The organism is Rhodanobacter sp. UC4437_H4 (assembly GCF_052978425.1).
This window is the reverse complement of the sequence record NZ_CM129673.1, coordinates 3,296,070-3,316,413: the sequence shown is the minus strand read 5'-3', so window position 1 is coordinate 3,316,413 and position 20,344 is coordinate 3,296,070. Positions and strand designations below refer to the sequence as shown.

Sequence of the window (20,344 nt, the reverse complement as noted above, 5' to 3'; positions counted from 1 at the left end):
GCCAGTGTAGCGGGGGCCATCAGCGGCCGGCGCCGCGCGCGGCCTTGCGCTCGCGCAACTCCTCGTCCACTGCGCGGTCGGGCGTATCCACCGGGCAGCCTTGCGCCAGCGGCTTGCCGGCGCGATACATCGCGATGCAGGCCTCCACGCCGGGCGGGGTGAAACCGTGCGTGCGACCGTCGGGCGTGCTGGCCGGCGCCATGTTGAGGCGCATGTCGCCACTTTTCGCCGACGGTGGCGGCGGCGGGTCGCCACCGCAACCACCGGCGAGCATCGCCAGCGACACGGCGCAGTGGATGCGGATGCCGCCGGGCAGGTGGATCGTCGTTTTCTTCGTGGTCTTGTCCACCAGCTTCTGCAGCGCGCTGTCGACGGAGCTGCCGCCCTTGTCCCAGTCGTCCGCGAAACGGGTGGGCTTGTACTTGACCGGGCTGTCGTGACGCATGACCTGCGTATCGCCCTGCGGCATGCGTTGCACGTAGCCGGGCACGGGCGCACTGGAAACAGGCGCCGGCGGCAGCAGTGGCTGGCCATGCTCGTCGTACAACCGCAGCGGCGGGGCCTGCACCACCATGGCGCCCTTGGCCGGCGGCTCCGGCCGTGCCCGCGTCGGCGGCGGTGCGGCGGGCGGCGCGGGCGGCAAGGCCAGCGGCGGCGGCGCGTGGCTTGCCGGTGTGTCCTCGATCAGGCGGATCTGCAGGAACTGCTCGGGTGGCGCCTCCTCGTGCGGTACCGGCGGGCGCGTGCCGTACCACGCCACCAGCGCGAACAACGCATGCAACAGCAGTACCGCGGCGAGCGTCCAGCGATGCGTGGCCCGCTCGACCGGCGGCTCGTGCCAGCGATGCCGCTGCCGCGTGGCCCGCGCACGCCAGTCGCCAGCTGCGGGCACGAGCTCGCGCCGCTCGGGTTCGGGCGGCTCGGGCGTGGCTGGCTGGGGCTGCGGCGCAACGGCGATGGCGGTGCCTCGTGGAATTCGGTGGGCGGTCGCAGCATGGCCGAAGGCGATTGAACCCCGCTAGACCGGCGTGACGATCGCGTCGCCGGGGCGCGCGACACCTGGGACAGACAGCCGCCGGCGCCGCGCGGTTCCCCGCAGTGCAGCTTGACCCCACTTGCGCATGGCACAAGGCTAGGCCGATCGACGCCCCGCGCCGATCCCCCGCCATGACCGCCCTCGCCGCCGCATCGCGCAGGACGACCATGACGGCCCGCTTTTCCAGCCGCCCCGCGCGGCCTCGGGCGGTGCCGTTCATGCCACGAGGCTGCGCCCCCGCATGAGGAGGGTCACATCGTGTCCGAACTCGTCACGGAACATATCCGCAACATCGCGCTCGCCGGTCACGCCGGCGCCGGCAAGACCACGCTGTTCGAGGCCTTGCTGCATGCCGGCGGGGCGATCCAGTCCATCGGCACCGTCGAGCGCGGCAATACCGTGTCGGACACCGACGCGCAGGAACAATCGCGTGCCCATTCCATCGACAGCAGCATCGCCCAGGTCGAGCACGGCGACTGCCGCATCAACCTGATCGACACCGCCGGCTACGCCGATTTCCGCGGCGGCACGCTGTCCGCGCTGGCTGCGGTGGAGAGCGTGGCGATCGTGGTCAACGCGATCAACGGCATCGAGCACGGCACGCGCCGCATGATGATGCACGCCCACGAGCGCGGCCTGGCGCGCATGCTGGTGATCAACAAGATCGACTTCGACGGCGCCGACCTCGCCGCCCTGGTCGACGCGCTGCGCGAGGAATTCGGCAGCCAGTGCCTGCCGGTGAACCTGCCGGCGCAACGCGGCAACCGCGTGCTGGATTGCTTCTTCCACGACGACGGCGCCACCGATTTCTCCTCGCTGGCCGCGGCGCACCAGCAGATCATCGACCAGGTGGTGGAGGTCAACGAGGCACTGATGGGCCGCTACCTGGACGAGGGCGAGCAGGCGCTGGGCGCGCAGCAATTGCACGACGCCTTCGAGCAATGCCTGCGCGAAGGCCACCTGGTGCCGATCTGCTTCACCAGCGCGCGCACCGGTGCCGGGGTGAAGGAACTGCTCGACATCGCCGCGCGACTGCTGCCGAATCCGGCCGAGGGCAACCCTCCGCCCTTCGTGCGCGGCGACGGCCTGCCGCTGCGGGTGAGCGCCGACCCGCAGGCGCACGTGATCGCCGACGTGTTCAAGATCATCAACGACCCGTTCGTGGGCAAGCTGGGCGTGTTCCGCGTGTGGCAGGGCACCGTGCGGCGGGACAGCCAGTTGCTGGTCGACGACGGCCGCAAGCCGTTCAAGGTCGGCCACCTGTTCCGCCTGCAGGGCAAGAACCACGTGGAGATCGAGGCGGCGATCCCCGGCGACATCGCCGCGGTGGCCAAGGTCGAGGAAATCCACTACGACGCGGTGCTGCACGATTCGCACGACGACGATCGCATCGCGCTGGCGCCACCGCGGTTCCCCACGCCGATGGTCGGCCTGGCGCTGGAGCCGCGGCACAAGGGCCAGGAGCAGAAGCTCTCCAACGCGCTGGCGCGCCTGGCCGAGGAAGATCCCTGCTTTCGCGTCGAGCACCACAAGGAACTCAACGAGACCGTGGTGCGCGGGCTCTCCGAGCTGCACCTGAAGGTGATGCTCGAGCGCATGCGCGAACGCTACGGCGTGGAAGTGGAGACGCGCCCGCCACGCATCGCGTATCGCGAAACCATCGCCGCCCTCGCCGAAGGCCACCACCGGCACAAGAAGCAGACCGGCGGCGCCGGCCAGTTCGGCGAGGTGTTCCTGCGCATCGAGCCGCTCGATCGCGGCGCCGGCTTCGAGTTCGTCGACGCGATCAAGGGCGGCGTGATCCCCGGCCAGTTCCTGCCGGCGATCGAGAAAGGCGTGCGCCAGGCGATGGAGCGCGGCGTGGTGGCCGGCTACCCGCTGCAGGACCTGCGCGTGACCGTCTACGACGGCAAGTACCACTCGGTCGACTCCAAGGAGGTGGCCTTCATCAGCGCCGGCAAGAAAGCCTTCCTCGACGCCGTGGCCAAGGCGCATCCCGTGCTGCTGGAGCCGATCGTCAACGTCGAGGTGGCGATCCCCGAGCGCCACGTCGGCGACGTCACCGGCAGCCTCGCCGGCAAGCGCGCGCGCATCCTGGGCACCGATGCGCAGCGTGGCGGCGAGCTGGTGATCAAGGCGCAGGCCCCGCTGGCCGAACTGATCGATTACCCCACCGAACTGAAATCCATGACCGGCGGCCGTGGCCGCTACAGCCTCGACCTGAGCCACTACGAAGCCGCCCCCGCCACCGTGCAGAAGCAGTTGGGAGAGGCTTGGAAGCCGCGCGCGGAGGAGGATTGAAGTGCATCGGGTGGCCTCTTGCCGGCGCGCCACGCTACGATGCCGGAGCACTATCCAGTTCACCACCAGCCAAGGGAATTGCTGATGAAGCCACTGTTGCTCGTTCCGACATGCCTGCTGCTGGCATGCGTCTCCACCCTTTGCCTGGCGGGTCAGTCGGCCGACGGCTCCAACGCACGGCCGGCTTCGACCCATGTCGCGCCCGCGGACGCGCCACCACCGACGCCACCGCCACGGCAGACGCCTGACATCGAGCGCACCCTGCGCGCCATGGACGACGCCTCCACCCAGGGACACCCGGATCTCTTCGGCCAGTTTGCCGGCATGCGGCGCCTGTTCGAGGGCGATTACCAGGGCGCCATGAAGTACTTCCGGATCGGTTCGCGCTACGCCGACAAGATGTCCCAGCTCAGCATCGCGATGATGTATCTCAACGGCCGGGGCGTGAGGAAGGACCGGGCCAGTGCCTGCGCCTGGATCACGCTGGCCGCCGAGCGTGGCTACCCTTCCTACGTCAACGCGCGCGACCGGATCTGCGCCGCGCTGGCACCCGCACAACGCACGCAGGCGAACACGATGCTGGCCGCGTTGATGGCCGAGTTCGGCGACGCCGTGGCCAAGCCGAGGATGAAGCTGGCCCTGATCTCGGCCAGGAACTCGCTGACGGGGTCGCACCTGGGCCACGACTCCGGCGTCAAGGTCATGGGGTTGAACGCCGACAATCCGACCCGCTGCGGCGGCAACCGTCTCGTCCTCGGCGGCGTGGAGATTCCCCGCGAAGGATGCGGCAGGTACGACCCGTCGCTGCTGGACCCAAACCGTTATTTTGCCGCGCGGGACGCGCAATGGTTCGGCACGGTGACCGTCGGCAAGCTGATCAAGGCGGACCCGCCGCCGTCCACCGCACCGGGTGCAAGCGATCACTCCCACTGAGTGGGTCGCCCGAAGCCGCTCCGGTATGACTGTCACTGCCCGATGGCGCGCGCCTTTCAGCGCGCGCCTGGAGGGCAGCCCAGGTCGAACCATGCCGTCTTGGCACGCGTGACGCCGAACCCGTGAGGTTCCGCGCCAACCGGCAGCCTAGTAATCCCTGGCCCCGAGCAGCCCCACCGCGTAACCGGCCTGGCGCAGCCGCGAGGTGGCCCGGGAACTCAGCATGACCAGCACGAGCAGGCCGACCAGCGGGACGAGCATCAGCACCAGCAGCACGATGCGCCCCCAGACGGGGTAGTCCAGGCCGCGGGCGATCTTGTAGATGCCGGTCCAGGACATCCCCAGGCAGACCAGCAGGGCGAGCAAGGCGATCGGGCCGACCGCGGCGCGCAGCGCGGCGGCGAGGAAGTACAGCAGGATGGCGTAGATCACCAGCTTCTGGCCGGAAGCGACATCGTCCAGCGACGCGCTGCGCTTTTCGCGAACCTCCAGCACGGCACCGGGACTCTGGTACGGATTTTCCATGATTTCCCCCTGATCGGTTTTGAACGACATTTGCCCGGCGACAAGCGCAACGCGCCGGGATTTCCCCTACAGCCGATTCCCCCGCTTGATCGCCAGGTAGCGCTCGATCAGCGCACCGGACAGTTCGCCGCAGCTCACGTCCAGCGTGTTGATGCCTTCGCGACGCAGCGCTTCGTGGGTGCGTTCGCGATCGGCCAGATAGTGCATGGCGGCGGCGCTGCGGATGCTGCCTTCCAGTTCGTCGCCGGGGTCGGCGGCGGCGTGGTCGAGGGCCAGTTCGCGCAGGCTGACCAGCATCACCAGGTGACGCCGGGACAGCATGCTCACCGCGGCGCGCAGTTCGGCGTCGTCCTCGTCGCGCACGTTGGTGATCAGCACCACCAGCGCGCGACGTTGCTGGTGCGCCTGCAGGGCGCTGGCAGCGGCGAGGTAGTCGGTGGCCAGCGGCATCGCGTGCAGGTCGTAGCCGGCGCCGAGCAGCATGTCCATGCCGCCGCTGCCCTGTTGCGGCGGCAACCAGCGTTGCTGCTGGCCGGTGCAGGCCAGCAGGCCGACCGCATCGCCCTGGCGCAGCGCGATGCTGGCCAGTGCCAGCGAGGCGTTCAGCACGTGGTCGAAATGCACCCGGCGATCATCCTGCGCCAGCAGGCGGCGACCGCAGTCGAGCATCAGCACCACCTGCTGGTTGCGCTCGTCGCGGTACTCACGCGAGATCAGCCGGCTGCTGCGCGCGGTGGCCTTCCAGTCGATCTTGCGCAGGCTGTCGCCGACGCGGTAGTCGCGCAGCTCCTGGAACTCGGTGCCTTCGCCGCGACGCCGTTGCAGCCGCGCGCCGACGCTGCGCGAGGCAAGTTCCACGCTCAAGCCCGCCAGCTCGACCAGCGCGGCGAAGTTCGGATACACACGCACCGTCGACGCGGCGCCGAGCACGCGGCGCACCGACCAGCAACGCCACGGCGAATGCAATTGCACGTGGCAGCCGTCGAAGGCGAACTGGCCGCGTGCGTCGGGCGTGACCGCGTACTCGAGTCGCACGTCGCCGCCCGCCGGCAGCAGCAGCGTGCGCGGCATGCCGCGCACCGCCCAGCCGCCCGGATGCAGGTCGTGCAGGCGCAACTTCTGCGCGCGCCGCGTGGTGCCGCGCACGCGCAGGCCGATCCGCGCCTCCGGCCCCAGCGGCAGCACCGGCGCCAGCTCGCGCGACACCTCGGGCGACGGCATCCGGCGCAGGCGCCAACCATCGACGAGCGCCAGCAGCGCAAGCGCACCGCCGCCAGCCAGCCACGCCGCCAGCGGCAGCCAGCCGAGGCTGGCCAGCACGCCGAGCACGGTCCAGCCGAGCAGCAGCCACAGCAGCGCGGGCGCAGGCCTCATCACTGTCGCGGTGCCGGCACCTTGTGCAGCAGCGCCTTGAGCACGTCGTCGGGGCGCTGGCGTTCGAGCAGCGCCTCCGGCGCCAGCAGCAGGCGATGGCGCAAGGCCGGCAACGCCACTGCGCGCACGTCGTCCGGGGTGACGAAATCGCGGCCGTCGACCGCTGCCTGCGCGCGCGCCAGCCGCGCCAGCGCCAGGCCGCCGCGCGGACCGGCGCCGCCGATCACGCCCGGCCATTCGCGCGTGGTGCGCGCAATGCGCACCGCGTAGTCGGTGACCGCGGCATCCATGCGGATCGACGCCACCGCCCGCTGCACCGCCAGCAACTGCGCCTGGCTCAGCACCGGCTGCACCTGCGACACGTCGAGGTCGGCGGCAACCTTGCCGTCGATCACGCGCGCGACCATGCGCCGCTCGTCCTCCAGCCCCGGATAGCCGATCACCACCTTGATCAGGAAGCGGTCCAGCTGCGCCTCGGGTAGCGGGTAGGTGCCCTCCTGCTCGATCGGGTTCTGCGTGGCCACCACCATGAACGGTGCCGGCAGCGCGAAGCGACGACCCTCGATGGTCACCTGCCCCTCCTGCATCGATTCGAGCAACGCGGCCTGGGTCTTGGCCGGCGCGCGGTTGATCTCGTCGGCCAGCAGCAGGTTGGCGAATACCGGGCCGCGGCGGATCTGGAAACGTTCGGTCTTGGGGTCGTAGATCGCGTGGCCGGTGACGTCGGCCGGCATCAGGTCGGGAGTGAACTGCACGCGGCCGAAGGTGCAGCCGACCGACGCGGCCAGCGCGCGCACCAGCAGCGTCTTGCCCAGCCCGGGCACGCCCTCGATCAGCACGTGGCCGGTCGCCAGCAGCGCCAGCAACACCTGGTCGAACACCTCGGCCTGGCCGATGAAGGCGCGCCCGACCTGCTCGCGCAACGCGCGCACGTGGTCGCCGAGTTCGGCGGTGGAAGGCGGCGGCAAGGCCGGCGCGGCGAGCGTGTCGAGGGTCATGGACGATTCCTGAGTCGGGCCAGGGTGAGGATGGAAACGCGAAACGCCTGCGCGTTCGCCGGTGACTGGAAGGCCTGCGCGACGCGCGCGGCGTCCAGCGCGCTGCGCTCGGCCAGGCGCGCGTACAGCGCCTCGCCGTGCAGCATCGCGCAGGCCGGATCGCGGCGACGCAGGCGCGCCAGCACGGCCTGGCAGGCCAGCGCGTGCAGGCTGCGACCGCCGTCGCGGCGATAGATGAACTCGCCGGCGGCCTGCACGTGTTCAAGCAGGGCGCGGCGGTGCGCGGGCGGAGCCGGCAGCAATGGCCCGAGCCGTGCGCTGCGCATCGCCATCCACGCGGCCAGCAGCAACGCCAGCGCGAGCAGCGCGGGCCAGCCCTTGATCGCCATGAATTGGAGGAAGGGCGGACCGTCCAGCGCGTAGACCAGGTAGATCGTGCCGCGGCCGCGATTGGGCTGCAGCAGGTTCCAGGCAAACTCCTGCGCCGCGGCCTGCTTCAGCGCGGTGTGCGCCAGCGGGGCAAAATTGGCCAGCACGCTGACCGTGCCCTGCCCCAGCGGCATGCGCGCGTACAGATAGCCGTCGTGCGGCGTGCCGATCGCCGCGTCGAGTTTCCCGATGACGCCCGGCCGCAGCCGGAAGCGCGAGCCGCACAGGGCGGCATCGTCGCGCTTGCGGGCAGTCGCGCTGTGCAAAGCCACGCACTCGAACGACGCCGAGCGCGGATCGAGCACGCCGAGTGCATCGAACAGCGGCGTGTGCGCCACGCTGGCCGCTCCCGGCGACAGCAGCAGGTGGCCGCCGCCGCGCACCCACGCCACCAGCCGTGCCGCATCGGCGGCATCGACGCGGCCGGCATTTTCGCCCAGCAGCACCGTGTCGCCATGGCGCAACGGCAATCGCGCCGCACTCAATGTGGTCAGCGACTGCGCCGGCAGCTGCAGCTCATGCAGCATCAGTTCCAGCGCGAGGAAGCGGTTGCTGCGCGCCGCGCCGTGCGGCGGGATCGTCTCGGTGACGTCCTTGCGCTCGAAGGTGGCGAAGAACCCGGCGACCAGCAGCGCCAGCGCGGCCGCGACCAGGGCGGCGATCAGCAGCGTCTTGCGGTTCATGTCGACGCCCCGGGCTGCGCCGGCCAGCCCGCGAGCAGTTGCTCGACGGTGGCGTCGTCGGGATAGCGCCCGGCGTAGGCAGCGAACTGCCAGGTGCGCACGATCTCGATCACGCGGCGGCTGCGCTGCGGATCGTCGATGGCGCGCGCCTGGCGCAGCCAGTGCGCCTCGGTCGCATCCGCTGCGGGCGGCTGCCGCAGCTCGCGCGCGGTCTGCTCGACGCAGCCGCGATAGAGCAGCGCCAGTGCCTCGCGCCGGCGCTGTGCCTGCCACAGCGCGCGTGCCGCGCCGGCCAAGTCGGCGGGCAACGCGGCTGGCGCGTCGACGATCGACGATATCGGCGGCGACAGCGCCGGCGCGACCTCCTCATCCCGCAGCAGCCAGCGCCCGCGCCAGCGCCAGCCCAGCCAGATCAGGCCGCCCAGCACGCCGATCAGCAGCAGCCACAACAGCAGCTGGAAGAACCCGCCCAGCAAGTGTCCGAGCCAGGGGAACAGCGGATTGATCGACGTCGCGGCCGGTTCCGGCTTGTACTTGAGCTGCCAGCGCCGCACCGTGTGTTCGCCGCCGAAGCGCGGGTCGCGATAAGCCCGCGCGGCCGCTTGCGCCAAGCCCGGCTCGGGTGCCTCCGCGCGCGCGCCGAACAACGCGTCCAGGGACACGCTGGCGGGCTTGTCGACCGCCGCGGCGTGCACCTCGGCCGTCGCCTGCGCCTGCACGGGAGGTGTCCATGCGCCGAAGCACAGCAACGCAACCGCCAGCAGCGCGGTGCCCTGCAGCCGCGCGCGCAGGCGCCGGAAGGCCAGGTCGATGTCCCACGCCTCCAGTTGCGTGCGCCGGTTGAGATACAGCGCAAAGCCGCAGGCGACGTAGAGCGGTTCGATCACGCTCATCGCCAGATAGGCCACGCCGGCGCCGGCCAGCACCCACGCGGTGGGGATCACCTGCGTGTCGCCGCGCACCAGCTCGATCAGCGATTGCGGCCGCCATTCGTGCGGGATCAGCAGCAGCGCAAACAACCACACGCTGAGGAACAGCACCAGCTCGAACAGCAGGCAGAAATAGGTGAGCAGGCTGGTTTCCCCCACCAGGCGCCGACGCAGCACTTTCCAGCGTGCCGAACGCTGCGCCCGCGTGCTGCCTTCGAGCAGATCGAGCGGCAGGCGCAGCGCGCGGTTGCTGTCGATGCGCAACCAGGTCAGCGCCGCCAGCGTCCGTCGCCACGGCCAGCGCGCCTGGCCGCGCAGGGTCTGGCGCCAGCCCGGCGCCTGATCGAACACCGCCCGCGACAACACGTACAGCGGCAGCCGATCGAACAGCGGCTTCAGCCACCACATCAGCCCCCAGCCCAGCCACGGCCAGCCGAGCGCGACACCGAGCCCGTTGCACAACACGAACAGCGGCAGGGTGAAGGCGAACCACGCCGACCACACCGGCCGCGCATGCGCGCGCAACATCGCCGCGCCGAGATCCAGCGCCTCGCGCGTCACCCTGGGCCGCAACACCACGCCGATGCGTTCAAGCTCCATGCCGCACCGCCCTGCCGCCGCGCCACAGCCAAGCCAGCACCAGCACCCACAGCACGCCGGCCACGCCGAAGCGCAGCGGATCGGGCAGGCTGGCGATGGAGGACCAGTACGCCTCGATGAACGCCGCCACCAGCAGCATCGCGAATGCGCCCAGCGCCAGTTGCGCGCCGACCCAGCCGGCCGCGACCAGCGCCGGTCCGCGGCGCTGCCGGCCCGGCGCCAGCAAGGTCAGGCCCAGATGCAGGCCGGCGCCACCGGCGATCACCAGCGCGGTGAGCTCGAACGGCGAATGCCCCGCCACGAAGCGCCAGAACGGGCCGCCGTAGCCGATCGCGGTGAGATGGCCGGCGATGCCGCCGATCAGCACGCCGTTGGCGCCCAGCACGTAGACCGCACCGACGCCGAACACCAGCCCCGAGGCGAACGTGCGAAACGCGATGCCGACGTTGTTCATCACGTAGAAGCCGAACATCTGCAGATCGGTGCCGCTGCTGCGGCCGATGTGCGGATTGGCCGGGTCGTACATCTTCTCGAACTGCGCCAGCTGGGCGCTGCTGAACAGCGTGTGCGCCAGCTCCGGGCGCAGTTGCAGCAGCACCAGCAGGCACAGCGCCGGCACGTAGAACAGCACCGCCGCCAGCGCCATGCAGCGCCACTGCGCGCGGACCAGCCGCGGGAAACCGGCCAGCAGAAACATCGCCACCCGATGCCAGCGCGGCGGCGGCGGCCGGTACAGCACGCGGTGGCCATGCTGCACGAGTTGCTGCAGCCGGTCGGTCACCTCGTGGCTGTAGCCGCGGCCGCGGGCCAGCGCCAGGTGGTGGCAGATGCGCCGGTATTCGGCGGGGAAATCCAGCGCCTGCTCCTGCCGCAGCGTGCGTCGCGGCTGGCGGTCCAGCGCATGCAGCCAGGATTGCAGGCGATCCCAGGTCTTGCCGTGCAAGGCCACGAAGCGTTCCTGTTTCATGCGCGCCCCAGCAGCCAGTTCACGTGCGCCACCAGTTGCCGGATTGCCGCGGTGTCGCGCAGGCCGGTCAGCGGGGTCAGCAGGTTGGCCAGTTCCTCCTGGCGCTGCACGGTGAGCTGGCCGGCGCGCTCGGCATAGTCGACCAGCGCGGCCTGTTCGTCGGCGGACAAGGCCAGCGGCAGCGGCAGCGCGGACACCGCCGGTACCTGCTGGCCAGGCGGCAGTTCGCGCGCATGCACCACCATGGTGCCGGCCACGATGTCGCCGAGCCGGCGCGCGTGCGGATCGACCAGGGTGCTGACCAGGCCCACGCCATAGACGCCGGGCAGGATGTCCACCACGCGCAGCAGGTTGCGCACCACCGACGGCAGCCAGGTCACCGGCGTGCCGTCGGCATGCACCACGCGCAGGCCGAGCGCGCGCTTGCCCGGCGTCTGGCCGTCCATCCAGACCTCGCAGACCACCCCATACGCCCACATCAGCGCGAACAGCAGCAGCATCGCCAGGCCGTTGCCGGCCACGCCGAAGATCGACAGCGGGATCATCGCCACCAAGAAGAAGACACCGCGCAACAGCAGGTCGAGCACCCACGCCTGCGCCCGCGGCAACGCTCCGGCGGCGCGCAGGCGCAGCGAGATGCCTTCGGCGGTCTCGATCTCGCGGACGGTATCGATCATCTACACGTCGACGACGATGGTATCGGCGATCAGGTCGTGCAGGCAGCGGCGCTCGTTGCCGAAGATCAGCAGCGGATCGATCAGCGTCGCCAGCCGGCCGATGTAGGGAATCACGCCGAGCAGCGCCACCGGCAGCACGCGGATGAAGAGATAACGCAACAGGCCCATGCGACTGCCATCGGTACGCACGATGGCGATGTCCAGCATGCGCTTGCCGATGGTCTGGCCACTCCGATGCAGCATGACGCAGTTGACCACGAAGATCGCCACCAGCAGGGCGAAACCCAGCAGCAGCACGCCGATCATCGGCGCGGCCGGCTTGATCCCCTTGCCGACGCCGACTGCCATCATGGCGCCCCACAACACCGGGAGGGCCCAGACCAGGTTGATCACCCCGTCGAGCAGCGCCGCCGCCAGGCGCTTGCCGCGGCTGGCCTTGCGTTCCTCCAGGCCCTGCGCATCCCACGCGCGCACATCGTCGACCGTTGCCTCGGGCGCGGCATAAGGATTGGCTTCCATCGCATTCCCCCGTCACTGTCCATGTTGCCGCTCCCCCCGGCCGGCAACTGCGGCGAGTATAAAAGCGTTGTCCGGAACGCGGCTACCGCTTGGGCTTGAGCAACGTGCCGGTGCATTTCGGCGCGCCGCACAGGCACTGCCACAGCTTCTTCAGCCGCGCGGTGTGCGGCACGTCAAGCACGATGCCGTAGTCGTAGGTGAGCTCATCGCCGGGCTTGATGTGGCGGATCGCCTCGATCTTCACCTTGTCCCGGCGCGGGTCGCCGCTGGCGCTTTCCTCGACCACGGCGCGGCAGTTCGGCGCGCAGCTGTGGTTGATCCAGCGCGCGGTGTTGCCGCGCTGGTTGGCGTCGATCACGTACTTCTCGTTGAGCGTGAACAAGAAGGTATGCCCGGTTTCACCACCGTCCCCGTACAGCGCATCGGCCTCGTCCGGCGTGAGCAGCTTGCCCTTGTATTCGATGATCTCCTCGCCGCGGGCGATCGGCGCGGTGGCGAATACGCCGTTGCCGTGGATCGGTGAGCGGCGGGCAACGAAACGTCGTGACATGCTGCAGTATCCGGGTGGGAAGGCAAGCCGACGATGATGCCTGTTCGCGCGCCATCGCGAAACCTCGGCACCACCGCGATCCCCGGCGCGAGCCGCGACGACGGCCTGCCCGGTCGACTGGCGCGGACACCCCGATCGCGGTTAGAGTCAGGATTCAAACGATCGTTTGGAGAACTGCGATGCGTCCGTTGCGCTGGGTCGTTGCCCCGTTCCTGCTCGCCGTGCTGGCGTTTGGCCTGGCCGCCTGCGGCCCGGCGAAGAAAAGCGTGTTCCCGCCCACGGTGAGCATCCAGCAGTTGCAGGTGCTGTCCAACGGGCAGTGGCAGCTGAGCGTGCGCATCCAGAACAACAGCTACGCCGGGATGGACTTCCAGTCGCTGGACGGCCAGTTGCAGGTCGCCGCGCTGGCGCCGGTGCGCCTGCACGACACGTTCGAGCTGGCCATCCCGCAACTTGCCGGCGACGTGGTGCAGCTCAAGGTATGGCCCACCGCCGCGATGAGCCGCGCACTGGAGGCCATCGCCGACAAGGGCAGCGCCGCGTCGCTGGCCTATTCGATCAGCGGCACCGCGACCGCCAAGCCCGAGCAGGAGAGCAAGGCGCGCGCCTTCGACTTCAGCGGCAAGGACTGGATTTCGGCCGTGCCGGGCATCGCACACACCTTCCGTTAAACCGCCTGCATCAGGAGTTCCCATGACCGCTTACAAGGCCCCCCTCGACGACCTGCGCTTCGCCCTGTTCGATGTGCTGGACGCCGAGCCGGTTCTCACCTCGCTGCAGGGCGGCGAGGCGCATGGCCGCGACCTGCTCGACGCCGTGCTGGAAGAAGCCGGCCGCCTGAGCGAGCAGTTGCTGGCGCCGACCAACGCGCCGGCGGACGCCGAGGGCTGCCAGTTCGACAAGGCCACCGGCAAGGTCACCACGCCCGCCTCGTTCAAGGAGGCCTTCAGGCAGTTCGCCGAAGGCGGCTGGACCGGCCTCACCAACCCGGAGGCCTACGGCGGCCAGGCGCTGCCCGGCGTGCTCGGCACCGCCACCACCGAGATCTTCCAGTCCGGCAACCTGGCCTGGAGCCTTTACCCGCTGCTCTCCGAAGGCGCCACCCATGCGCTGGAACAGCACGGCGAGGAGTGGCAGCGCGAGCTGTACATGAAGCCGATCGTGGCCGGCCGCTGGACCGGCACCATGTGCCTGACCGAACCGCAGGCCGGCTCCGACCTGGGCCTGCTGAAGACGCGCGCGGTGCCGGGCGAGGCCGACGCCAGCGGCCGGCCGACCTGGAAAATCAGCGGCACCAAGATCTTCATCAGCGCCGGCGAGCACGACCTCACCGAGAACATCGTGCACCTGGTGCTGGCGCGCCTGCCCGACGCACCGGAAGGCAGCCGCGGCATCTCGATGTTCATCGTGCCCAAGTTCAAGGTGAACGCAGACGGTTCGCTGGGTGAGCGCAACAGCGTCGCCGCCGGCGCGATCGAGCACAAGATGGGCATCCACGCCTGCTCCACCTGCGTGATGAACTTCGACGGCGCCGAGGGCTACCTGATCGGCAAGCCGCACAAGGGCCTGATGGCGATGTTCACCATGATGAACGCGGCGCGCCTCTCGGTCGGCGTGCAGGGCCTGGCGCTGGCCGAACGCGCGTTGCAGAACAGCCTGAACTACGCGCGCGAGCGCTTGCAGTCGCGCTCGCTGTCCGGCCCGAAGTTTCCCGACAAGCCGGCCGACAACCTGCTGGTGCAGCCCGACGTGCGGCGCATGCTGCTGACCCAGCGCGCGTTCGTCGAAGGTTCGCGCGCGCTGGTGCTGTATACCGCGCTGCAGACCGACATCGAGCATCGCGCCAGCGACGAGGCGGCGCGGCAGAAGGCCGGCGAGCTGGTCGCCTTCCTGATCCCGATCGCCAAGGGCATGGTCACCGAGCTGGCGCAGGAGTGCACCAAGGAGGCGCTGCAGATCTACGGCGGCCACGGCTACATCGCCGAGAACGGCATGGAGCAGTTCGTGCGCGACGCCCGCATCATCACCCTCTACGAAGGCACCACCGGCATCCAGGCCGCCGACCTGCTGGGCCGCAAGATCCTCCAGCTGCAGGGCGTGGGCTTCAAGCACTTCCTGGAGGAGATCAGTGCGTTCTGCCAGCAGCATGCCGACACCGCATCGCTGAAGTCCTTCATCGGGCCGCTGGCAGTAGCCGCGCGCAACTGGAGCGAGCTCACCGTGGCACTGGCCCAGCGCATCCAGGGCAACCCGGAGGAACTGGGCGCGGCGGCCACCGACTACCTGTACTACTCCGGCTACGTCACCCTGGCCTACCTGTGGGCGCGCAGCGTGCTGGCGGCCGAGAATGGTACGCAGTCGGCCGCGTTCAAGCAGGCCAAGCGCGACACCGCGGCGTTCTACTTCAGCCGTCTGCTGCCCCGCACGCTCGCCCACCAGGCGGCAATCGAGGCCGGCGTGGCCAGCGTGCCGGCGATCGACTGAGCCGCAGGCACCCCCGCACGAAAGAGCCCGGCGATGCCGGGCTCTTTCGTATTCGGGGCAGTCATGGACCGAAGTTCGGCCATGTGCGGCACGTCACATGTCCCGGCGGGTCAACTTTTGCTCAAAAGTGGCAATGGCGGCCGGGCAGGTGTTCAACTGGCGCAGCTTTCGCGGAAGGTCTCGCCGCTCAGGCGCAGGTACTGCTGGACCATGGCGTCGTGGATCGGCGCGCACTGGATCAGCTCGCGGGCCAGCGCCTCCTGCGCCTCGGCCACGCCGGAGCGGGCGGCCCGTGCGGGAACGGTGGGAACGGCCCGAACGATCCGCGGCGCCGGCACATCGGCCTGTTGGCGTTCGACGTCGAGCAGATGGGAGATGTCATAGGCGATGTCGTTCATGCCCGAGGTAATGCAACAGGCTTGCCAACTCACCGCCCGCCCGGCATCGGTTTCGGGCCGCGCGTTGTTTTCCGGCCGGGGAATCGGCACGCTGGAGGAATGGATCGCGGCAGCATCGGCGGGATGATGGACAAGCTCGGCATGATCGGTCGCGTGGCCATCGTGATGGTGATGACGCCGATCGTGTTCTGTTCCGGCGCGTGGGCCGCGCTGGCGCTGTGGTATCGGCTGCCCGGCGGCCGCGCCGGGCGCGCGCTGGGCAGTGCGCTCTGGGTGATCGCGACCGGAGTGCTGTACGCCTGCGCGATCGGCGGGCGCAGCTGGCTGCCGCTGGTCGTCCATGCCGCGCTGTACGCGATGGTCCTGCTGTGGTGGGTCGCGATCAGGCCCTCCGGCGCGCGCGACTGGCGCGACGACGTTGCCCGCACGCTGACCGGCAGCGTGCACGGCGATCGCGTGGTGCTCGACAACGTGCGCCACTTCGCCTGGCGCAGCGACAACGATTACGACATCCGCTGGGAGCGCCACGAGTACGACCTGGCGCAACTGGCCAGCGCCGATGCGGTGCTGTCGCACTGGGGCAGCCGGGCGATCGCCCACGCCATGATCTCGTTCGGTTTCGACGACGGCCGCCACCTGGTGTTCTCGGTGGAGGTGCGCAAGAGCCGCGACCAGGAGTATTCCTCGGTGGGCGGCTTCTTCAAGCAGTTCGAGACGATCCTGGTCGGCGCCGAGGAAGACGACATCATCCGCGTGCGCACCAACGTGCGCAACGAGGACGTCTATCTGTATCCGCTGCAGATCGAACCGGCCACGCTGCGCGCGCTGCTGCTCTCCTACGTGCATGCGGCCAACCGGCTGGCCGCGCGGCCGGCGTTCTACAACACCTTCACCTCCAACTGCACCACCCTCGTCCATCGCATGGCGCGGCAGATCGATCCGGGCCTGCCATGGGACATGCGCCTGCTGCTGACCGGCTATCTGCCGGAGTATCTGCAAGGCATCGGCGCCCTCGATCGTCGCGTGCCGATCGGAACACTGCGCGAGCGCGCACGCATCAGCGAACGCGCCCGTGCGGCACCGGCCGGCGCCGATTTCTCGCGCGCGGTGCGCACCGTCACCGCACGCGACTGATGCGCGCGAGCCGTTCGCGTCACGACGTCGACGCGAGCCGCGCAACGCAACCCGACCTGAACGGCGCGACGCGGAATGTGCCGCTTTTACGCGTCCTTGCCGCCTCGATGGGTTAGGTTCCGGGAGGACAGCGATGGCGGCACCGTTTCGTTCGTCCTGCAGGCGCGCCGCTGTCATCAGCGCCTGCGTGCACCCCCACCCCGTACAAACCAGGAGACCCGGATGAACACGAGGATCACTCGCGTGGCCGCATTGACGGCGGGATTGCTCACCATCGGCCTGGCCGGCTGCTCGCAGTACGTCAAGCAATCCGATTTCAACACGGCCATCCAGCAGCTGCAGCAGAAGCAGACCGACCAGCAGCAGCAGATCGATGCCATCAAGCAGCAGATGCAATCGCAGTTTGCCAAGTACGACAGCCAGATCACCGCGATGCAGGGTCGCGTCAGCATCGACACGGTGGCGCACTTCGCGTTCAACAGCGCCACCCTGAGCGAGCAGGACAAGCCTGCGCTGCAGGACTTTGCCGCGACCATCGGCAAGTACCACCCCGGCGTGCTGATCACGGTTGAAGGCTTTGCCGACCCGGCCGGCTCGCGTGCCTACAACAAGAAGCTCGGCATGCAGCGCGCCGATGCGGTGCGCGATTTCCTGATCAGCAGCGGCCTGTCCGCCGATCAGGTACGTGCGGTCAGCTACGGTGAAGACAGCAACCGCCAGGTCGCCAAGGGCGCCACGCACGACCAGGGTCGCGACAACCGCCGCGTCTCGCTCACCGTCGATGCCACCGGCGCCGGCGCGGTCGCCACGACGGCCCCCTAAGCGGCGCCCGTCGATGGCCAGCAGCGCGGGTGGCCGGCACGGCCGCGCTGCTGGCGCCGTGTCACCCCCCCGGCATGCCTCGGCGCCGTCCCTCAGCGGCGTGTCAGCCTGCCAGCTCGAAACGCGTCACGCGCCGCACCGGGTCGGCCTCGACCAGGCTCACCCGGACGTCGGCGCCGAGCGTGAGGTTGCCGCTGCCGGAAACGCCGGCCTCCACCGCCGGGTTGCGCACGATCACCGTGCCCTTGGCCGGATCGCCGCGGGCGACCTCGACGATCGCACCGTCGAAAACCTCGCCCACCCGCGGCGCCAGCGCGGCGGCTTCGGCCAGGTTCAACACGGCGCTTTCGTACTGGCCCGCGCGATGGCCGGAAGTCTGCATGGTGTCCGGCAGGCCGGGCAAGGCGGCCAGTGCCCACGCCGGCACCGGCTGCTTCGCGCACAGCGCCAGGCAGACCTCGCCGGTATAGCGATCGACCAGCCGGCGCAGCGGCGCGGTGGCATGGGTGTACTGCGCGGCCAGCGCCGAATGCATCGGCTGCGCGGGCAGCGCGCCGTCGAACGCCGCGTACCCGGCCCCGCGCAGCACCGTGGTGCAGGCGGTCAGCATGGCCACGTGCACGTCGTTGGACGGGTCCAGCGAACGGATGAAGCCGGGGTAGTCCAGCCCGGACGGCCAGGCGATGCCGAGCACCCGCGCGGTGACGCGCAGCCGCGCGATGGCGTGCGGGTCGGGCGGCGGCAGCGTGCGCAACAGCCCCACTTTCGCCTGCACCATCAATTGCGCCGCGGCCATGCCGACCAGCAGCGAGATCTGCTCGTTCCAGTTCTCGATCGGCAAGCGCGCGCGGAACGCCAGCGTCCAGCGGCCGTCGACCACGTCGATCTCCTGTTCCGGCAGGGGCAGGCTCACGCCGCCGCGCGCGCGCTCGCACTGCTCGCGCAACTCGCCGATCCGGCGCAGCACCGTCCACATCGGATCGTCGCTGCCGGCGTCGATGGCCTGCTGCACGCCGGCATAGTCGAGCTGGGCGCGGCTGCGCACGCGCGCCCGGCGCACGTCGATGGCGGCGATGCGGCCGGCAGGGTCCAGGTCCACCGTCCACAACAGCGCCGGGCGCACCTGATCCGGCAACAGCGAGGCGGCATCCTCGGACAACACTTTCGGGTGCAGCGGGATCTTCGAATCCGCGCCGTACAGCGTCTCGCCGCGCCGATGCGCTTCCAGGTCCACCGGGTCGCCGGCCTGCACGAAGGCGGCGACGTCGGCGATGGCGTAATGCACGCGCCAGCCGTCGCCCTGCGCCTGCACGTGCATGGCCTGGTCGAGGTCGCGCGCACCCGGCGGGTCGATGGTGACCAGCGGCAGCTCGGTGCGGTCCAGCGCCGGCAGGCGCGGGTTCGCCGCGGCGGCCGCGGCGGCGGCTTCGACTTCGGCCGGAAACGCGGCGGGCAGGTCCAACTGTTGCCGGATCTCGTCCATGCCCTGCGCAAACACGGCACTGCCCGCGGGCTGCAGGCGGATGCGTCGCGTCGTGGTCATGGTTCCTCCGTTGATGGCTGCCGGCCGTACGCGAATATACATGCCGCCTCCGGTGGGCTTTCGTCCATGCCGGGGGCGGTGTAGAAAGCCGTCAGGCCCACCGACCCGATCGCCCATGAACGACTCGCCCCTGCTGATCCGCCTGGCTGCCGACGATGACGATTTCATCCTTGCGCTGGTGCCACGCTTCGCCGACTTCGCGCTGCCGGCGTGGCGTCGCCGCCACGAATGCGTCGAAGGCATCCGCCGGGACCTGCTGCACCATCTGGAGGACCAGCCGGCGAACAGCTTCCTGTTCGTGGCCGAGAATGGCGACGGCGAGCGGGTGGGTTTCATCCACCTGCAGCGCACCGCCGATTTTTTCAGCGGCCGCAGCAACTGCCACATCTCCGATCTCGCGGTGGCGCCGCAGCACGAAGGCAACGGCGTCGGCAAGGCCTTGCTGGCGCACGCCGAGCAGTGGGCGCGCGAGCACCAGTGCCAGCTGGTGACGCTGGCGGTGTTCCCCGGCAATGAGCGCGCCCGCGCGCTGTACGAGGCCAGCGGCTACGCGACCGACCTGATCAAGCTGGCCAAGCCGGTGCGTTGAAGGCGCGCAAACGAACAAGCCGCCCGCAGGCGGCTTGTTGCGTGCAGCAGGCGAAGCGAAGTCCTGCTCAGTTGGTGGTCTTGGCCGCCGACTCGGCCTGTTCGCGCTCGTCCAGGCGACGGGCCAGGCGGTCGATGTTGCTGAGCGACAGCAGGTGGGCGTAGATCCACGCCATCACGCCTTCGCGCAGCATCTCGTGGGCGACCTTCTCGTCCAGCGCGCGCAGCTTCTCCTCGTTGACCATGAACAGGCCGTTGAGCGTGATGCCGTGGCCGGAATCCGGCTCGCCCTTGTGCAGCTGCACGTTGCGCGCTTCCAGCAGGTCATGCTTGACCAGGTACTGCATGAAGGTGCGGGTGCGGTCGATGTTCTGCTGGAACTCGCCGAGGAAACCCACGGCGTTCTTCAGCAGCTCGGTGTCGCTGCCGTCCTCGTTGAACAGGCGCTCGCCGTCCGCCGCGTTGAAACCCTCGAAGCCCTGATCGAGGAACACCGCGAAATCGCCGCCCTCCTGCCCGGCCGGTTTCTCGGCCAGCACGAACGGGTAGCGGCGCACGAAGGCCGGCACGTAGGTGTTGGGCGCCCACTGGCCGGCGGCGTCGACGTAGAGGTTCTCGTTCTGACGCAGGCCGAGCAACGCGATCGGGCCGGCATTGGCGGCGTCGGGACCGGCGAACACGATCAGCAGGTCACGCGCGGCCAGGCCGAACTCCGCCGCGGTCAACGGCACCGAGTGCGTGTTCATGGCGAACTTCATGTTGGGCACGCCCTTGAGCCGAAGATTCTTGTGTTCGGCCCGGTTCAGCGCCACCGGGTGCTCGTAGAAAATGACTTCAGCCACGTTGATCCACCT

Annotated in this window: 20 protein-coding genes; 7 read left to right on the top strand and 13 right to left on the bottom strand. The window is 69.8% G+C overall.

The genetic code is table 11. The features are described from left to right. Nucleotides 1-19 precede the first annotated feature (19 nt). Nucleotides 20-892 (bottom strand): hypothetical protein, encoded by an 873-nt coding sequence (locus ACVCL3_RS14925; protein ID WP_447098254.1) that lies wholly within the window; start codon nucleotides 890-892, stop codon nucleotides 20-22. 402 nt (nucleotides 893-1,294) lie between these two features. Here ACVCL3_RS14925 and fusA point away from each other — a divergent pair, with 402 nt between their 5' ends. After that, nucleotides 1,295-3,337: an elongation factor G gene (gene fusA / locus ACVCL3_RS14920; protein WP_447099812.1), complete on the top strand. Its 2,043-nt coding sequence runs from the start codon at nucleotides 1,295-1,297 to the stop codon at nucleotides 3,335-3,337. Between the two features lie 39 nt (nucleotides 3,338-3,376). Further along, complete coding sequence (locus ACVCL3_RS14915) at nucleotides 3,377-4,270, top strand: sel1 repeat family protein (RefSeq protein WP_447099811.1); 894 nt, start codon at nucleotides 3,377-3,379, stop codon at nucleotides 4,268-4,270. Between the two features lie 147 nt (nucleotides 4,271-4,417). Here ACVCL3_RS14915 and ACVCL3_RS14910 read toward each other — a convergent pair whose 3' ends face one another. The 9 genes from ACVCL3_RS14910 to ACVCL3_RS14870 all read right to left on the bottom strand — a co-directional run bounded on the left by ACVCL3_RS14910 (nucleotide 4,418) and on the right by ACVCL3_RS14870 (nucleotide 12,521). Further along, nucleotides 4,418-4,795, bottom strand: coding sequence for a hypothetical protein (locus ACVCL3_RS14910; RefSeq protein WP_447098251.1), 378 nt, complete (start codon nucleotides 4,793-4,795; stop codon nucleotides 4,418-4,420). Nucleotides 4,796-4,861: 66 nt separating this feature from the next. Next, on the bottom strand, nucleotides 4,862-6,169 hold the full coding sequence (locus ACVCL3_RS14905; protein WP_447098250.1) for a DUF58 domain-containing protein: 1,308 nt from the start codon (nucleotides 6,167-6,169) through the stop codon (nucleotides 4,862-4,864). Beyond that, nucleotides 6,169-7,167, bottom strand: coding sequence for an AAA family ATPase (locus ACVCL3_RS14900; protein ID WP_395119970.1), 999 nt, complete (start codon nucleotides 7,165-7,167; stop codon nucleotides 6,169-6,171). Before ACVCL3_RS14900 ends, ACVCL3_RS14905 begins: the two co-directional genes overlap by 1 nt. Continuing rightward, nucleotides 7,164-8,279: a hypothetical protein gene (locus tag ACVCL3_RS14895; protein ID WP_447099810.1), complete on the bottom strand. Its 1,116-nt coding sequence runs from the start codon at nucleotides 8,277-8,279 to the stop codon at nucleotides 7,164-7,166. The genes ACVCL3_RS14900 and ACVCL3_RS14895 overlap by 4 nt, the downstream gene beginning before the upstream one ends. After that, nucleotides 8,276-9,808 (bottom strand): DUF4129 domain-containing protein, encoded by a 1,533-nt coding sequence (locus ACVCL3_RS14890; protein WP_447099809.1) that lies wholly within the window; start codon nucleotides 9,806-9,808, stop codon nucleotides 8,276-8,278. Before ACVCL3_RS14890 ends, ACVCL3_RS14895 begins: the two co-directional genes overlap by 4 nt. Next, nucleotides 9,798-10,775 carry a stage II sporulation protein M gene (locus ACVCL3_RS14885; RefSeq protein ID WP_447099808.1) on the bottom strand — a complete coding sequence of 326 codons (978 nt, stop codon included), beginning with the start codon at nucleotides 10,773-10,775 and terminating at the stop codon, nucleotides 9,798-9,800. Before ACVCL3_RS14885 ends, ACVCL3_RS14890 begins: the two co-directional genes overlap by 11 nt. Continuing rightward, nucleotides 10,772-11,452: an RDD family protein gene (locus ACVCL3_RS14880; protein WP_395119974.1), complete on the bottom strand. Its 681-nt coding sequence runs from the start codon at nucleotides 11,450-11,452 to the stop codon at nucleotides 10,772-10,774. Before ACVCL3_RS14880 ends, ACVCL3_RS14885 begins: the two co-directional genes overlap by 4 nt. Further along, nucleotides 11,453-11,971, bottom strand: coding sequence for an RDD family protein (locus tag ACVCL3_RS14875; protein WP_447099807.1), 519 nt, complete (start codon nucleotides 11,969-11,971; stop codon nucleotides 11,453-11,455). It abuts the gene before it with no gap. 82 nt (nucleotides 11,972-12,053) lie between these two features. Beyond that, on the bottom strand, nucleotides 12,054-12,521 hold the full coding sequence (locus tag ACVCL3_RS14870) for an SET domain-containing protein (protein ID WP_395119976.1): 468 nt from the start codon (nucleotides 12,519-12,521) through the stop codon (nucleotides 12,054-12,056). A 179-nt stretch (nucleotides 12,522-12,700) separates the two neighbouring features. Here ACVCL3_RS14870 and ACVCL3_RS14865 point away from each other — a divergent pair, with 179 nt between their 5' ends. Together ACVCL3_RS14865 and ACVCL3_RS14860 are read left to right on the top strand one after the other, a co-directional pair. Further along, entirely contained in the window at nucleotides 12,701-13,192 is a 492-nt protein-coding gene (locus tag ACVCL3_RS14865) for a hypothetical protein (protein WP_395119977.1), read from the top strand. A 22-nt stretch (nucleotides 13,193-13,214) separates the two neighbouring features. Beyond that, nucleotides 13,215-15,005 (top strand): acyl-CoA dehydrogenase C-terminal domain-containing protein, encoded by a 1,791-nt coding sequence (locus ACVCL3_RS14860; protein ID WP_447099806.1) that lies wholly within the window; start codon nucleotides 13,215-13,217, stop codon nucleotides 15,003-15,005. A gap of 152 nt (nucleotides 15,006-15,157) precedes the next feature. Here ACVCL3_RS14860 and ACVCL3_RS14855 read toward each other — a convergent pair whose 3' ends face one another. Next, on the bottom strand, nucleotides 15,158-15,403 hold the full coding sequence (locus ACVCL3_RS14855) for a hypothetical protein (protein WP_395119979.1): 246 nt from the start codon (nucleotides 15,401-15,403) through the stop codon (nucleotides 15,158-15,160). A 99-nt stretch (nucleotides 15,404-15,502) separates the two neighbouring features. On the opposite strand from ACVCL3_RS14855, the gene ACVCL3_RS14850 reads away from it, so the two are divergent. Together ACVCL3_RS14850 and ACVCL3_RS14845 are read left to right on the top strand one after the other, a co-directional pair. Continuing rightward, the gene (locus ACVCL3_RS14850; protein ID WP_447099805.1) at nucleotides 15,503-16,537 is read left to right on the top strand and encodes an Lnb N-terminal periplasmic domain-containing protein; all 1,035 of its coding nucleotides are present in this window, start codon (nucleotides 15,503-15,505) and stop codon (nucleotides 16,535-16,537) included. 222 nt (nucleotides 16,538-16,759) lie between these two features. Then, nucleotides 16,760-17,359 (top strand): OmpA family protein, encoded by a 600-nt coding sequence (locus ACVCL3_RS14845; RefSeq protein WP_395119981.1) that lies wholly within the window; start codon nucleotides 16,760-16,762, stop codon nucleotides 17,357-17,359. Between the two features lie 103 nt (nucleotides 17,360-17,462). On the opposite strand, the gene ACVCL3_RS14840 is transcribed toward ACVCL3_RS14845, so the two are convergent. Beyond that, nucleotides 17,463-18,902: an RNB domain-containing ribonuclease gene (locus tag ACVCL3_RS14840; protein WP_447099804.1), complete on the bottom strand. Its 1,440-nt coding sequence runs from the start codon at nucleotides 18,900-18,902 to the stop codon at nucleotides 17,463-17,465. A 115-nt stretch (nucleotides 18,903-19,017) separates the two neighbouring features. Here ACVCL3_RS14840 and ACVCL3_RS14835 point away from each other — a divergent pair, with 115 nt between their 5' ends. Next, nucleotides 19,018-19,491, top strand: a complete 474-nt coding sequence (locus ACVCL3_RS14835; protein ID WP_395119983.1) for a GNAT family N-acetyltransferase — start codon at nucleotides 19,018-19,020, stop codon at nucleotides 19,489-19,491. 67 nt (nucleotides 19,492-19,558) lie between these two features. Here ACVCL3_RS14835 and ACVCL3_RS14830 read toward each other — a convergent pair whose 3' ends face one another. Then, complete coding sequence (locus ACVCL3_RS14830) at nucleotides 19,559-20,332, bottom strand: SapC family protein (protein WP_395119984.1); 774 nt, start codon at nucleotides 20,330-20,332, stop codon at nucleotides 19,559-19,561. Between the last annotated feature and the right edge of the window lie 12 nt (nucleotides 20,333-20,344).